The organism is Yersinia kristensenii, assembly GCF_900460525.1.
Classification (GTDB): domain Bacteria; phylum Pseudomonadota; class Gammaproteobacteria; order Enterobacterales; family Enterobacteriaceae; genus Yersinia; species Yersinia kristensenii.
This window is the reverse complement of sequence record NZ_UHIY01000001.1, coordinates 3674415-3689156: the sequence shown is the minus strand read 5'-3', so window position 1 is coordinate 3689156 and position 14742 is coordinate 3674415. Positions and strand designations below refer to the sequence as shown.

Sequence of the window (14742 nt, the reverse complement as noted above, 5' to 3'; positions counted from 1 at the left end):
ATTTTCATGGGCCTGGGTTGGATGGTGTAACACTATTATTGTAGGTCATTATCATTCGTTAATATTGTATGTTTTTTTAGCATGCCGCGCAATTGATGGTAAGTTAATCCTAACAGGCTGGCGGCCTTCCGCTGATTAAACCTCGCTTGTTCCAAGGCCTGTTTGAGCAGGTGATATTCGCTGTTATGTAGCCACTGTTTAAGATTAAGGGGCAGGGTAGGTAATTCGTCGGTGGGGGTGCCAGCATCATTGCTCTTAATATTTTCATCTTCTATGCTCTGCCGACGAGCAAAGGGGTCAATGATAATATGATCCAATGCCTCATTATTGTCGCCATGGCGATATACCGAGCGCTCGACCACATTTTTCAGTTCACGGACATTTCCCGGCCAACGATATCCCAGTAATTGCTGTTTAGCTTGAGGCGTAAAACCGGGGAACAGTGGCAAACCTAATTCCCGGCACATCTGAATGGCAAAATGCTCTGCCAATAGCATGATATCTTGTTGGCGCTCACGTAAGGGCGGCAGTTGCACCACATCAAATGCCAGGCGGTCGAGCAAGTCAGCGCGGAATTTCCCGGCGGCGGCGAGCGCGGGCAAGTTATCATTGGTTGCGCACACTAAACGCACATCCACCTGTAAAGGTTGGCTCCCACCCACACGCTCCAGATGACCATATTCAATTACCCTTAATAGTTTTTCCTGTACTAACATAGGCGCAGTGGCCAGTTCATCTAAAAATAGTGTCCCCCCGTCGGCGCGTTCAAAGCGGCCAAGATGACGTTTCTGCGCACCGGTAAACGCCCCCGCTTCATGCCCGAACAACTCTGAATCGAGTAAGTTTTCATTCAGAGCGGCGCAGTTAAGTGAAATGAACGGCCCTTGCCAACGGTCTGATAAATAATGCAAACGATGCGCTATCAGCTCCTTGCCGGTTCCCCGCTCACCAATCACCAATACCGGCTTATTCAGTTTTGCCAGCCCGGAAACTTGCTCCAGCACCTCAACAAAAGAGTTTGCTTCGCCTAACAGGTTTTCTATTTGCTCGCTCATGATGAAATTCGCCAATAGTTGGTTAAAATAATCACTCTACCTTTTATTCTAAAACAATCAAAAATATTTTTTTGTTATTTTTCAACTTATTAACTTTCGCCAAAAGTTGGCACGACTCTTGATATATCACTATCGAGATGATGTGAATCGGCGCAACCAAACGCCAATAAATTAAAAGAGCCAATAAGTTAAAAGAGGATGTAATTATGGGTATTTTTTCTCGTTTTGCCGATATTGTGAATGCCAACATCAATACATTACTGGATAAAGCCGAAGATCCGCAGAAGTTAGTGCGGCTGATGATTCAGGAAATGGAAGATACATTGGTGGAAATTCGCTCAACATCTGCCCGTGCACTGGCGGAGAAAAAACAACTGCTGCGTCGTATTGATCACAGTGAAAGTCAACAACAAGAGTGGCAGGATAAAGCCGAACTGGCTTTGCGCAAAGATAAAGAAGATTTGGCCCGCGCCGCCCTGATTGAAAAGCAAAAAGTGGCGGCGTTGATTGATACGCTGACACGTGAAGTGGCGACCGTTGACGAAACGCTCAACCGGATGAAGCACGAAATCACCGAGCTGGAAAGTAAACTGACTGAAACTCGGGCCAGACAGCAAGCTCTGACATTGCGCCACCAAGCCGCGGCATCTTCTCGCGATGTTCGCCGTCAGTTAGACAGTGGCAAGCTGGATGAGGCGATGGCACGTTTTGAACAGTTTGAGCGCCGTATTGACCATATGGAAGCGGAGGCTGAAACTGTAGGTGTGGGCAAACAAAAATCACTGGAAAGCCAATTTGCTGAACTGAAAGCGGATGACGAAATCAGCAACCAGCTGGCGGCGCTGAAAGCAAAAATGAATTCAGCGGAATAAGTTGGCACTCAAATGCAGCAAAATACTATACCAGGCCGTCGGGAGAAAGGCGGCCTGTCATAACGACAATGCGGATATCCGCGAGCATAAATTTAAGGGGAATGAATGAGTATCCTGTTTCTTGCTATACCGCTGACAATTTTTGTGCTGTTTGTTGCGCCGATTTGGCTATGGCTGCATTACAGCAATCGCCAGCAAAGTGGGGCTCAACTCAGCCATCAGGATATGCAACGGTTATCGCAGTTAACTGACGATGCCCGTCGGATGCGTGAACGCATTCAAGCTTTGGAAGAAATTCTTGATGCACAGCATCCGAACTGGAGGCAATAATGGGCGATATTTTTAAAAACAATGTGTTAAGTAAAAGAAAACTCTATCGCGTGCCAGAAGAGGGCATGGTCAAAGGCGTTTGTGCTGGGTTGGCGCACTATTTTGATATTCCGGTACGATTAATTCGCGTGATGGTGGTGTTGTCGCTGTTCTTTGGCCTGTTTGTTTTCACTATTGCCGCTTATATCGTGCTGACTTTTATGCTGGAACCGGCACCTGCGTCTAGTTTCAGTGCGCATCATGAAACGACACCGCGCCAGCTTCTTGACCAGCTAGAATATGAACTGGGAGCCGGGGAGCAACGCCTGCGCCAGGTCGAACGCTATGTGACCTCCGAAACCTTCGGGGTTCAGAGCCGTTTTCGTCAGTTGTAATGTGACTCATTCAATTCACAGTAAAGCCTGCCGGAGGGCATAAATATGAACAATAACTCTGTCCGTACCCGCGCAGGTGGTGTATTAAGCACACTGCTTAAAATAATGTTTAGTCTCGCGTTGGTCTATGGTCCAGCGGGTGCGGCAGGCTTTATCGTCAAGAATGTTAGCCGTAAACCCTTGCGCTGGTTGTTGCTGATGATGCTGGAACCTATGCTTAAACGTGCTATGGGAGCAGTGGCGGGTCAATTTGCTAAGGAGAAGCATGAAACGACTACAAAATGAGATTACATCATTGGTCAACCGCGGGATGGATAGACATCTGCGGCTGGCTGTAACCGGCCTGAGCCGCAGTGGGAAAACCGCTTTTATCACTTCTTTAGTCAACCAATTACTTCATGTTCACAGCGGCGCACGTTTGCCGCTGTTTTCTGCTGTGCGCGAAGAGCGCCTACTCGGCGTGAAACGGGTGCCGCAGCGAGATCTGGGTATTCAGCGCTTTAGGTATGACGAAGGCCTGGCCTCTTTATATGGTACACCGCCAAATTGGCCGACTCCGACCCGTGGTGTCAGTGAGATTCGTTTGGCGCTGCGTTTTCGTTCCAGTGATTCTCTTTTGCGCCATTTTAAAGAGACCTCGACCTTGTATCTGGAAATTGTCGATTATCCGGGTGAATGGTTGCTGGATTTACCCATGCTGGAACAAGATTATTTAAGTTGGTCGCACCAGATGGCGGGCTTATTACAAGGTTCCCGTGCTGAGTGGGCTAAACCCTGGCTGACGTTGTGTCAGCAGTGTGATCCGCTGGCACCTGCCGATGAAAATCAACTGGCGGCGATTGCTCAGGCTTATACTGATTATCTAATTCGTTGCAAAAATGAAGGGCTACATTTCATTCAGCCAGGGCGCTTTGTGCTGCCGGGTGATATGGCGGGCGCACCTGCATTGCAGTTCTTCCCATGGCCGGATGTGAGTGACCTTGGCGAATCACGTTTGGCCCAGGCCGATAAACACTCCAACTTGGGGATGTTACGCACCCGTTTTAACTATTATTGCAACTCAGTCGTAAAAGGTTTCTACAAAGAGCACTTTGTGCGTTTTGATCGGCAAATTGTGCTGGTGGATTGCTTGCAACCTTTGAATAGCGGGCCGCAGGCGTTTAACGATATGCGCTTGGCTTTGACGCAATTGATGCAGAGTTTCCATTACGGAAAGCGCACATTATTCCGCCGCTTATTCTCTCCGTGTATTGATAAGTTGATGTTTGCCGCCACCAAAGCCGATCATGTGACGGCAGATCAACACGCTAATTTGGTTTCCTTGTTGCAACAATTGGTACAGGAAGCTTGGCAAAATGCGGCATTTGAAGGGATCAGCATGGATTGTGTCGGGCTGGCCTCGGTGCAGGCAACGGAAAGTGGAATTGTTGATCATCAGGGGCAAAAAATTCCCGCATTACGCGGTCATCGACTGGGCGATGGTCTGCCGCTGACGGTCTTCCCCGGTGATGTTCCCGCGCGTTTACCCGGCCCCGCTTTTTGGCAGCAGCAAGGGTTCCATTTTGATGAGTTTCGCCCACAAACCGTACATATTGACAGCCCATTACCTCATATTCGCCTCGACGCAGTAATGGAATTCTTATTGGGAGATAAATTGCGATGAGCGAACCTTTAAAACCACGGATTGATTTCGAGCAGCCGTTGCAACCCATAGATGAGCCCGTATTGAAAGCTGCACAGGCTTTTGACCAACATGCCGCTGAGAATTTCTATCCTGCGGCCCCTGAACTAGACGCAGAAAATGAAGAAGGTCGGGTCGAGGGGCTGGTGAATGCTGCATTGAAACCCAAGCGCAGCTTGTGGCGCAAAATGGTCACGGCGGGGCTGGCACTCTTTGGCGTCAGTGTGATTGCTCAATCAGTGCAATGGGTCAATCAGGCCTGGCAACAGCAGGATTGGATTGCGCTGGGAGCCACTACGGCTGGAGGGCTTATCGTACTGGCGGGGGTTGGCTCGGTGGTGACGGAGTGGCGGCGGTTATATCGCCTACGCCAACGGGCAGAAGAGCGTGATATTGCACGAGAACTTCTGGTGAGTCACGGAATCGGCCAGGGGCGGGTATTTTGTGAAAAGCTGGCGCGTCAGGCGGGGCTGGATCAAGGGCATCCGGCACTTCAGCGCTGGCATGCTTCGCTACATGAAACTCATAATGATCGAGAAGTTGTTGAATTGTATGCCAAACTGGTGCAGCCTTCACTTGATAATCTGGCGCGGGCTGAAATCAGCCGCTATGCTGCTGAGTCGGCATTAATGATTGCCGTCAGCCCGTTGGCATTGGTCGATATGGCATTTATCGCATGGCGAAATATTCGTCTAATTAATCGTATTGCTGCTTTGTATGGTATTGAGTTGGGATATTTCAGCCGCCTGCGTTTGTTCCGTTTGGTGTTGCTCAATATTGCCTTTGCTGGTGCCTCTGAATTAGTGCGAGAGGTCGGCATGGATTGGTTATCGCAAGATTTAGCCGCGCGTTTGTCGGCACGGGCCGCGCAAGGTATTGGGGCGGGGCTGTTAACGGCTCGACTGGGTATTAAAGCGATGGAGTTGTGTCGGCCATTGCCGTGGTTAGGGGATGATAAACCCAAATTGGGGGATTTTCGCCGACAGTTGATCAGCCAGCTGAAAAATACATTACCAAAGAAAGATAAACCGGCTCCGCAATAAATATTATTTCAGCCGTGGGTCAAAGGCAAAAGAGAGTGGTTTAATACTGTTTAAGCAAGCTTGAAAATCTTTATGCCGAGGGTTAAGCAGTAGATTGTTTTCTGACGGCACCAGAGTGGATGGAACCAGTAATGCGAGTGATAACTCCTGTTCCAACCATTCGGTGCCAATATCCATTGTGGTTGCCGGTGCAGGATCGTTGCGCCAGTCAGCAGGCCAATCCTGCGGCTGAAGTAACAGAATATGGTTATCTTCGATTTCAATCTGGAATAACTCGAATTCACCTAGTGTTGAGCTGTCTTGGATATGCACCAATGTTTCCAGCATCGCCAACGACACACTGCTGGCTAAGTAGATGGCGGCATGCCCCTTATGATTCCAGCGGCCACCATAGATTTCGGCGCCATAACCGGTCCAGGTTGACGCCAGATAACGGCGCATCACAATACGGTAGAACTTCATAAGTGTCGGCCTATTGGGTCTTTATTCATAATCTACAGATCCTTATAGTTCACTTTCCTTTTGACCTATTCCTTGCGCCACCCAATTATGAAAATACGCCGTGCTCCAAACGCCCAATTAAATCACAGACTTCCAGTGCACCAGTTTCCGTTTCCAGCAAGGAGTCTGGGCTGCGGTGACCGAGACCTTTAATCGGGGTCGACATCCAGGTGATAGCTTTGCCCTTATCACCGCCAAACAGATCAACTGCAGCATCCATTACCCGGACGAAACGCGCAATTCGCTCACTTTCTTCAGGGGTAAAACGGCCATCATGTGTGCGTCTGCGGGTCAGACTGCGGCTGGGAATGCCCGTGGCCCGCAATATTTCAGCTTTAGGGATAGAAGCCCATAAATGGATGCCGTCAATGACATCAACTGAAAAACCCATTTTGATACTATCGACCAATACAGTGCCGCGGCTGGCGGGCAAACCAATCTCGCGCCATAGCGCCCCAGTTTTGGTCGCAGGGGTGGGGTGATATGCTCTCATGTAACCTCCTCGGTCAATTGGCTACCTATACTATAGCCAGATGGCCGATATAAAGCAAAGTGTCACCTGTTCTTGACGAGGGTGTTGACGCTACTTATCATTATATTATTCTAACTTATTGGTATAAAAAATAATAACTCGCTACATATAGTGGTTATATGGGTTGATCCTCTCATCTTAGTGAGATTAATTGGATAAAAAAAGCAGAGAAAAGCCGACTCCTGTCAACTTTTGCTGACAGACTGCTTCATCAGCAAGGGGGGACAGGGTATTATCATGGGCAGATAATCCGCACCTGCCATATATAAGGGCGATACTGATGCGCTTGGAAGTTTTTTGCGAAGACCGAATCGGTCTCACGAGAGAGTTACTTGATCTCTTGGTTTTACGCGGTATTGATTTACGCGGGATCGAAATTGATCCGATTGGCCGTATTTATCTGAATTTCTCACAACTGGATTTCAGTGTATTTAGTGCATTAATGATGGATATCCGGCGTATTGATGGTGTAACAGATGTCCGCACCGTCTCCTTTATGCCATCAGAACGGGAGCACCGTTCACTGCGCGCACTGCTTGAATCTATGCCAGAGCCGGTATTTTCTATCGATTTAAAAGGCAATCTTGAGTTAGCGAATCCCGCTGCCCGTGATTTGTTTTCCCTCAATGAGGAGAAAATTCGTCATAAAACAGCAGGTAGCCTACTGGGGGGGTATAACTTTGCTCGTTGGTTTGAGGGGGGAGAAACCGCGCCTCATACCGAACGTGTGCTGATCAATAATCAGGATTACCTGTTGGAGATCACCCCGATTCAGCTAGAAGACGAAAATCAGCAGAATCAAACGGTGGGCGCGGTGGTCATGTTAAAATCCACTGCGCGCATGGGGCAACAACTGCAAACTTTATCGGTAAACGATGATACTGAATTTAAACAGATAGTTGCCACCAGCGTTAAAATGCGCCAAGTTCTTGACCAAGCACGTAAATTAGCCATGCTGGACGCGCCGTTACTGTTAGTCGGTGATACCGGTACTGGCAAAGATCTGTTGGCTCGTGCTTGCCATTTACGCAGCCCGCGCGGGAAGATGCCTTTCCTCGGCCTTAACTGCGCTTCTTTACCAGACGATGTGGTAGAAAGTGAACTATTTGGCTATGCCGCTGGGGCTTATCCCAATGCTGTAGAGGGTAAAAAAGGGTTCTTTGAACAGGCAAACGGCGGTTCAGTTCTCTTAGATGAAATTGGCGAAATGTCGCCTCGTATGCAAATCAAACTGTTACGCTTCCTCAATGATGGAACTTTCCGCCGCGTCGGGGAAGAGCATGAGGTGCATGTCGATGTGCGGGTTATCTGTGCCACCCAAAAGAATTTAGTGGAATTAGTGCAACGCGGTGAGTTTCGCGAGGATCTCTATTACCGCCTCAATGTGTTGACCATCACTCTGCCACCGTTGCGTGAGCGACAAGCGGATATCATGCCTCTGACGGCGCTGTTTGTTGCCCGTTTCTCTGATGAGCAAGGTGTACCGCGGCCAAAGTTGGCGCCTGAACTGAGCAGTTTCCTGACAAATTATGGTTGGCCAGGCAATGTACGCCAACTGAAAAATGCTATCTATCGTGCTTTGACGCAATTGGATGGAGCCGAGCTGCGGCCACAGGATATCGTCTTACCGGAGTTTGAAGTTGAAACGGTGCTAGGGGATGAAGTGCTTGATGGTTCGCTCGACGATATTAGCAAACGGTTCGAACGTTCTGTTTTAACTCGCCTTTATCGCAATTACCCGAGCACACGTAAACTTGCCAAACGGCTAGGGGTTTCTCACACCGCGATTGCCAATAAACTACGTGAATACGGTTTAAGTAGTAAACGACCTGCCAGTGATGAAAGCGACGAAGAATAAAGCGTGGCATAAGCAGCTATAAAGACACAGATTGTTATAAAAAACGGCTGTACCCAGATGGGCCAGCCGTTTGTATTATAATTAGATTTTTTTAAAACCAGACTTTATTAAAACTAAAGCAGAAAACGTTACTTCAGTGCTGCCAATGCGGCATCATAGTCTGGTTCAGTGGTGATTTCGTTAACTAACTCACTGTAGATGACCTTGTCTTGACCATCCAGAACCACGACAGCACGTGCGGTCAAACCTGCCAATGGGCCTTCAGTAATCGCTACACCGTAAGCTTGTTTGAAATCGGCACCACGCAAAGTTGACAATGTGGTGACGTTGCTTAGGCCTTCAGCACCGCAAAAACGGGATTGGGCAAATGGTAGGTCGGAGGAGATACAAAGAACAACAGTGTTCTCAAGTTCGCCAGCCAATTGATTGAATTTGCGTACGGATGCGGCACAAACACCGGTATCAATACTTGGAAAGATATTCAGGACTTTACGTTTACCCGCGAAGCTGCTCAGGGCAACATCGGATAAATCTTTCGCGACCAAAGTAAAATCTTTGGCTTTATCGCCGGGTTGCGGCAGTTGACCTGCAACGGTCACTGGATTGCCTTGGAAATGTACTGTCTGTGTCATTATTTGATCCCTTTTACAGATGTGTAACATGACGTTCAGTTTAAGGTAACAATGGCAGCTTGGATATGAGATTTTTGCTAAATAATTCAGATTTTACTGACGTTAGGTTCTAATACTGAATGTCCGTGCCCGAATTTTTCTGAGGAGTCATAATGAGAACCATGCGTTGCTATCCAGAATCCTGGCCTCTCCATTCTGCGTTTGTTATTTCCCGTGGAAGCCGCAATGAAGCAAAAGTTGTGGTTGTCGAGATTGAGGAAGCGGGCATTCGCGCTGTTGGTGAATGTACCCCATACCCACATTATGGAGAAAGTGAATTTTCGGTAATGGCGCAGTTGGCCTTGGTGCTAGGAGCAATCGAACAGGGTGTTTCGCGGGAGACCTTACAACAGCTATTGCCCGCGGGTGCTGCCAGGAATGCGGTAGATTGCGCATTATGGCAGTTAGAATGCTTACAAAGTCAGCAAAGTTTATGGCACATGACTGAAACGGCCCCCATCCTCCATCTCTCTATGGCCCAGACGGTCAGTATTGGTACCCCGGAAGCCATGGCATACAGTGCGAGTGCGTTGGCGAATTTGGGAGCCAACCTGTTGAAAATAAAACTGGATGATCATCTTATTGCTGAGCGTTTGGTGGCCATTCGTAGCGCTGCACCTGACGCGATATTGATTGTGGATGCCAATGAGTCCTGGCGTCCCGAGGGCTTGGCTGCACGTTGCCAATTATTGGCCGATTTAGGTGTGGCCATGCTGGAGCAACCTCTGCCCGCAGGACAGGATGATTCGTTGCAGAATTTTATTCACCCATTGCCTATTTGTGCTGATGAAAGTTGCCATACGCGTGCTGATTTGGCGGGGCTGGTGGGCCGTTATGAGATGGTCAACATTAAGCTGGATAAAAGCGGCGGGTTAACAGAAGCATTGCTGTTAGCCGAACAAGCAAAATCGCTCGGATTTGCCATTATGCTCGGCTGTATGCTGTGCACTTCTCGGGCTATTCGTGCTGCATTGCCCCTAGCCCCAGGTGCTCGTTTTGTTGATCTCGATGGCCCTACATGGCTGCAACGCGATGTCGATGATGGGTTACATTTCTCGACCGGCGCTATCGATCTATCGGCTTAGTCTGCCAGGGTCAGTAAGTCAATCAGCGCCGCCAGATAACACTCACTGGCGGCATCGGCAGAAATGGGTGGCAATTCTGCGGTAATACAGGGTAAGTGAATGTCTGCACACCAACTGCCGAATGACCCCGGCGTGGCGTACCCTACATTGGTGACAAGAGGCAATTCGAAATTCGCCGCTAGCCGCTCACCTAGCGTTGAGCTGTCGGGATCTTCAATGCAGGCCAATGGCTCGTGAAAGGAAACCACCCAGCGCGGGGCCAGTTGGTTTATCAATGCGCACAAAGCTTGGGTTTCGGGTTCAGAACCTGAACATTCGCCGGTTGATAGCACCACATCTCGCGCATCCGCTGCACTATTCCACCGGTATACCGTTTCGCCCGTCTGCCAGTTTTTCGCCGGAAAGTTACGATTAAGATCCACACCATTGGCATTAGCCCGCAACCCCAATTGGCACCCATCAGGATTCACTGCCAGGATGACATGGTGGCGCTGTTGTTCCGGTGAAATACTGCGTAGTGCACAGGAGAGCGCGACAATTGCTGCACTTTCATCGCCATGTGTTCCGGCAATAATCAGCCCAGTTTGTGCTGATGGAGTAGGGGTCGGGAAATAAAACAGCGGCGCGCCCAAACGGGATGTGCCGTAGCGTTGCCCTAAAGTCACCAGGTTTCCCCGTGCGGTACGGGGGCGATATTGGCTCATAATATTCTCTGTTATTCCGAATATGTGCGTATTGCATTTAACATAGCATTTAATATTATTACTTTGAATCAATAAGTTATTTTGCGATGAGTAAACTAAGACGCCTAATTAATGATGCCTACTGCGTTTGGCTTCTAATGGCAGAATGACATTCTATGGCTCGATTGGAGACAGTATTTTTATTTTACCGTCGTCATTATGGCCCCTAATCTGCTAGTTTATGTTGATTAGATATTGTTACTACTTTCGCTGAAATGGATCGACAACGAAAAGGTTATTAATTATGAGCTATTTCCGTTATGCATTGTGCGCCGCATTAGTTGGCGCAACGCTGGGCGCGGCAAATGCTGCTGATGTCCCGGCAGGCACCGTACTGGCTGAAAAACAAGAACTTGTTCGTCATATTAAAGACGAGCCTGCATCCCTGGACCCGATGAAAGCCGTGGGATTAATCGAGGCACAGGTTGCCCGTGATTTGTTTGAAGGATTGGTTAATCAAGATGCGCATGGTCAGATAATTCCCGGTGTTGCGACAAACTGGAAAACGGCAGATAACCAAACCTATATATTCACGTTACGCAAAGATGCTAAATGGTCGAATGGTCAACCTGTGACTGCGCAGGATTTTGTTTATAGCTGGCGCCGTTTGGTTGACCCTAAAAGTTTATCTCCTTTCGCCTGGTTTGCCGAACTGGCTGGAATGGAAAATGCACAACAGATTATTGCGGGGAAAATGCCGCCAGAAGCACTTGGGGTCAGTGCAGTTAATGATTACACTCTTAAAGTTAAACTCAGTAAACCAGTACCTTATTTCCCCAGCCTGACTGCAAACTTCAGTTTATTCCCAGTTCCTGCCACCGTGGTTGAAAAATATGGCAATGACTGGACTAAAGTGGGGAATTTGGTGGGGAATGGCGCATTTAAATTACAAGATAGAGTTGTGAATGAGAAATTAGTTTTGGTGCCCAACGACTATTATTGGGATCATGCTCATACTGTTCTAACGAAAGTGACGTTCATTCCTATCAATCAGGAAGCTAATGCCACTAAGCGCTATCAAGCTGGTGATATTGATATTACCGAGTCCTTCCCCAAAAATTTGTATCAGAAACTCTTAAAAGATATTCCTGACCAAGTTTATACGCCGGATCAGTTAGGCACTTATTATTACGCATTCAATACCCAACGCGCGCCAACCAATGATGTTCGGGTGCGCAAAGCATTATCTTATGCTATCGACCGCAAAATTATTGCTGAAAAAGTCTTGGGTACGGGGGAAAAACCTGCGTATCACTTTACTCCTGATGTCACTGCTGGCTACCATCCGGTAGTCAATTTATTACAGCAGCAAGACCAGGAAGAACTCAATGCACAAGCTAAAGCACTGCTGCACGCGGCGGGTTACGGGCCGGATAAACCACTGAAACTATCTCTGCTGTATAATACCTCGGATAATAATCAGAAGTTAGCCATTGCTATTGCTTCAATGTGGAAGAAGACATTGGGCGTGGATGTTCAAATGATTAACCAAGAGTGGAAGACTTATATTGATAGCCGCAATACCGGTAATTTTGATGTTGTCCGCGCATCATGGGTCGGGGATTATAATGAGCCTTCCACTTTCCTGTCATTACTGACCTCCACCCATAGTGGGAATATTGCTAAGTTCGCAAGTGCAGATTATGACCGTTTACTGAGCGAAGCTGGTAAGCAAACTAATCCTAAAGCACTTAGTGATGATTATAACAAAGCCGAGCAGATTATTGCCGAACAAGTCCCAATAGCCCCCATATATCAATTTACTAATGGGCGCTTAATTAAACCTTGGGTGAAAGGTTACCCGATAACTAATCCTGAAGATGTGGCATATAGCCACATGATTTATATCATCAAGCACTAATCGCTATTGTTTGATGGTTACTGTTTGATAGTTAATTTTGATGTGAAACATAATCCGCCAGCATTAGTGGCGGGTTATGTTTTTATGATGATAGTCTATAGAATAACAAGGCTATTTACGGCTGCGCCGCTTAGGAACAATGGCCGATATAGAGATCATAAATCCGGTTAGTGATGCGACTATTAGTGGGAATATAAATGCATCAGATGTTCTTAGTGGGTTATTTATATCTAAAATCATCACAAATAAGAATATACTCGTGGCAAATGTTGACGATGAATATAGTTCATTAAGTTTATATTGTAAGTTTTCCAAGGAAAATGGCGGTGTTTTTTTGGAAATACAATCCCATGCTATATGCACTAACATGTAAGAAACACAAATAATACAATAGAATTTCGTCAACTCATCAGTGGTTTGCGGTGAGTACCAGTGGGTAGATAGTGACTCCAATTTCGTTCACCAAACTTTGCTTAGATAAATACCTGCAATTAATACGCTCCCAATGGCCGAAAATGTAAATGCAAGGGACGTGGTCACTGTCAATGCGGGCACTAAAAAAGACAAGCCACCGGTAAATGCAAATCCCGCGCCTGCGCCACCAATGAGTGCTTTCATTAATGTAATGAAGTTGGTTTCCATAATCAATATCCCTTGAATATATCATGTTGATAATTAGCAAGAATTGTACATCAAAGCTGTGCACGGACCTTGTGCCTTTATCATTATGTCTCCTTAATTCCGCTGTTAAAGATATAAGTTCTGTTGTTCCAAAACTCACAGTGAATGTATCTGGCATTGTTGCTATTGATGATTCACAGATAACGGATTGATAATTAAAAGACCAACGGCCATGATTATTTTATGGAACAGTAAGTTATCCTGATACATCATCTTTAAAGATTGAGTGGCGGGCGCTACACTGAGCCTATTGCATGATAAATGCTGAAATAGAGGAAATTGTCGTGGATGTAGTCGAAGGAAAAGCACTTCAGGTTTCTGATGCCGTTTATGCCTATCAACTCGATGGTAAAGGGGGCGTGACATCCATTAATACTGATGCCATCGCCACGGCAGAGCAGCCTTGCTGGCTGCATCTGGATTACACACACCCAGAAAGTGCTGCCTGGCTGCAAAATACGCCGTTACTTCCGGAGGTTGTTCGGGATGGTCTTGCCGGTGAAAGTGTTCGCCCGAAAGTGACTCGCATGGGCGATGGCACGATGATAACACTGCGGGGCATCAATTTTAATAATGACGCTCGCCCAGACCAATTAGTCGCCATCCGGGTTTATATCACCGATAAATTGATTGTCTCGACCCGACATCGCAAAGTTTACTCTATAGATGATGTATTGAATGATTTACAAAGTGGCACCGGCCCGACTAACAGCGGGAACTGGCTGGTGGAGATTGCTGATGGTGTGACCGACCATACCAATGAGTTTATTGAAGATTTACACGATAAAATTATCGATCTTGAAGATGATTTGCTGGAACAAAAAATCCCACAACGTGGACAAATGGCTTTGCTTCGTAAGCAGTTGATTGTATTGCGCCGATATATGGCACCACAGCGCGATGTTTTCTCCCGGTTGGCCAGTGAGCGCTTGCCGTGGATGGATGATGACGATCGACGTCGTATGCAGGAAATCTCAGAACGTTTGGGGCGGGGTTTAGAGGATTTAGACTCTAGCATCGCGCGTACTGCGGTGTTATCCGATGAGATTAGCTCATTAATGGCCGATGCGATGAACCGGCGCACCTATACCATGTCACTGTTGGCTATGGTGTTTTTACCGACCACTTTTTTGACGGGGCTATTTGGCGTCAACCTCGGAGGCATTCCTGGGAATACCTATTCTTTTGGTTTTGCGACATTCTGTATGATGTTAGTGATGCTGGTGCTGGGTGTTGCCTGGTGGTTAAAGCGCAGTAAATGGCTCTGATGAGTTACCGACGGCCGAGTAAAAGAGTGTGCCAAATAGGGAGCTAATCACTGTAAAATTGAGCCATATCAACATTTGGCAGTGATGACTGAGGCATTATCATTTTGCAGGTGAATGCAACGTCAAGCGATGGGCGTTGCGCTCCATATTTGTAATACTTTTATTTTGAATTACTGCATAGCACATA

General features: G+C 47.3%; 16 protein-coding genes. 10 read left to right on the top strand and 6 right to left on the bottom strand.

Translation table 11 applies throughout. The annotated features are described in order from the left end of the window. Positions 1–35: 35 nt before the first annotated feature. Positions 36–1055: a phage shock protein operon transcriptional activator gene (gene pspF, locus DX162_RS16865; RefSeq protein ID WP_004390222.1), complete on the bottom strand. Its 1020-nt coding sequence runs from the start codon at positions 1053–1055 to the stop codon at positions 36–38. Between the two features lie 206 nt (positions 1056–1261). Here pspF and pspA point away from each other — a divergent pair, with 206 nt between their 5' ends. The 6 genes from pspA to DX162_RS16835 all read left to right on the top strand — a co-directional run bounded on the left by pspA (position 1262) and on the right by DX162_RS16835 (position 5355). Then, positions 1262–1927 carry a phage shock protein PspA gene (gene pspA, locus DX162_RS16860; protein ID WP_049557643.1) on the top strand — a complete coding sequence of 222 codons (666 nt, stop codon included), beginning with the start codon at positions 1262–1264 and terminating at the stop codon, positions 1925–1927. Between the two features lie 105 nt (positions 1928–2032). Continuing rightward, entirely contained in the window at positions 2033–2257 is a 225-nt protein-coding gene (gene pspB / locus DX162_RS16855) for an envelope stress response membrane protein PspB (RefSeq protein WP_032819702.1), read from the top strand. Next, entirely contained in the window at positions 2257–2631 is a 375-nt protein-coding gene (pspC, locus tag DX162_RS16850; protein WP_004390225.1) for an envelope stress response membrane protein PspC, read from the top strand. Before pspB ends, pspC begins: the two co-directional genes overlap by 1 nt. A gap of 45 nt (positions 2632–2676) precedes the next feature. Continuing rightward, positions 2677–2916, top strand: a complete 240-nt coding sequence (pspD, locus tag DX162_RS16845; protein WP_032819703.1) for a phage shock protein PspD — start codon at positions 2677–2679, stop codon at positions 2914–2916. Then, positions 2897–4294: a YcjX family GTP-binding protein gene (locus DX162_RS16840; protein WP_032819705.1), complete on the top strand. Its 1398-nt coding sequence runs from the start codon at positions 2897–2899 to the stop codon at positions 4292–4294. The genes pspD and DX162_RS16840 overlap by 20 nt, the downstream gene beginning before the upstream one ends. Continuing rightward, complete coding sequence (locus tag DX162_RS16835) at positions 4291–5355, top strand: YcjF family protein (RefSeq protein ID WP_032819707.1); 1065 nt, start codon at positions 4291–4293, stop codon at positions 5353–5355. The genes DX162_RS16840 and DX162_RS16835 overlap by 4 nt, the downstream gene beginning before the upstream one ends. Positions 5356–5358: 3 nt before the next feature. On the opposite strand, the gene DX162_RS16830 is transcribed toward DX162_RS16835, so the two are convergent. Further along, positions 5359–5817 (bottom strand): RES family NAD+ phosphorylase, encoded by a 459-nt coding sequence (locus tag DX162_RS16830; protein WP_004390230.1) that lies wholly within the window; start codon positions 5815–5817, stop codon positions 5359–5361. An 85-nt stretch (positions 5818–5902) separates the two neighbouring features. Beyond that, positions 5903–6349 carry a type II toxin-antitoxin system antitoxin Xre gene (gene xre / locus DX162_RS16825; RefSeq protein WP_004390231.1) on the bottom strand — a complete coding sequence of 149 codons (447 nt, stop codon included), beginning with the start codon at positions 6347–6349 and terminating at the stop codon, positions 5903–5905. Between the two features lie 319 nt (positions 6350–6668). On the opposite strand from xre, the gene tyrR reads away from it, so the two are divergent. Further along, the gene (gene tyrR / locus DX162_RS16820; RefSeq protein WP_032819708.1) at positions 6669–8246 is read left to right on the top strand and encodes a transcriptional regulator TyrR; all 1578 of its coding nucleotides are present in this window, start codon (positions 6669–6671) and stop codon (positions 8244–8246) included. Positions 8247–8374: 128 nt separating this feature from the next. On the opposite strand, the gene tpx is transcribed toward tyrR, so the two are convergent. Next, entirely contained in the window at positions 8375–8878 is a 504-nt protein-coding gene (gene tpx / locus DX162_RS16815) for a thiol peroxidase (protein ID WP_004390233.1), read from the bottom strand. A gap of 152 nt (positions 8879–9030) precedes the next feature. Here tpx and ycjG point away from each other — a divergent pair, with 152 nt between their 5' ends. Then, positions 9031–10002, top strand: a complete 972-nt coding sequence (gene ycjG, locus DX162_RS16810; protein ID WP_032819709.1) for an L-Ala-D/L-Glu epimerase — start codon at positions 9031–9033, stop codon at positions 10000–10002. On the opposite strand, the gene mpaA is transcribed toward ycjG, so the two are convergent. After that, complete coding sequence (mpaA, locus tag DX162_RS16805; protein ID WP_032819710.1) at positions 9999–10706, bottom strand: murein tripeptide amidase MpaA; 708 nt, start codon at positions 10704–10706, stop codon at positions 9999–10001. The two genes, ycjG and mpaA, sit on opposite strands and share 4 nt — an antisense overlap. 283 nt (positions 10707–10989) lie before the next feature. On the opposite strand from mpaA, the gene DX162_RS16800 reads away from it, so the two are divergent. After that, positions 10990–12606, top strand: coding sequence for a peptide ABC transporter substrate-binding protein (locus DX162_RS16800; RefSeq protein ID WP_004390235.1), 1617 nt, complete (start codon positions 10990–10992; stop codon positions 12604–12606). Positions 12607–13065: 459 nt separating this feature from the next. On the opposite strand, the gene DX162_RS16790 is transcribed toward DX162_RS16800, so the two are convergent. Continuing rightward, positions 13066–13248, bottom strand: coding sequence for a hypothetical protein (locus DX162_RS16790; protein ID WP_004390236.1), 183 nt, complete (start codon positions 13246–13248; stop codon positions 13066–13068). Between the two features lie 323 nt (positions 13249–13571). Between DX162_RS16790 and zntB the strand changes: the two genes are divergently transcribed. Continuing rightward, positions 13572–14555 carry a zinc transporter ZntB gene (gene zntB / locus DX162_RS16785; protein WP_032819713.1) on the top strand — a complete coding sequence of 328 codons (984 nt, stop codon included), beginning with the start codon at positions 13572–13574 and terminating at the stop codon, positions 14553–14555. Positions 14556–14742 lie beyond the last annotated feature (187 nt).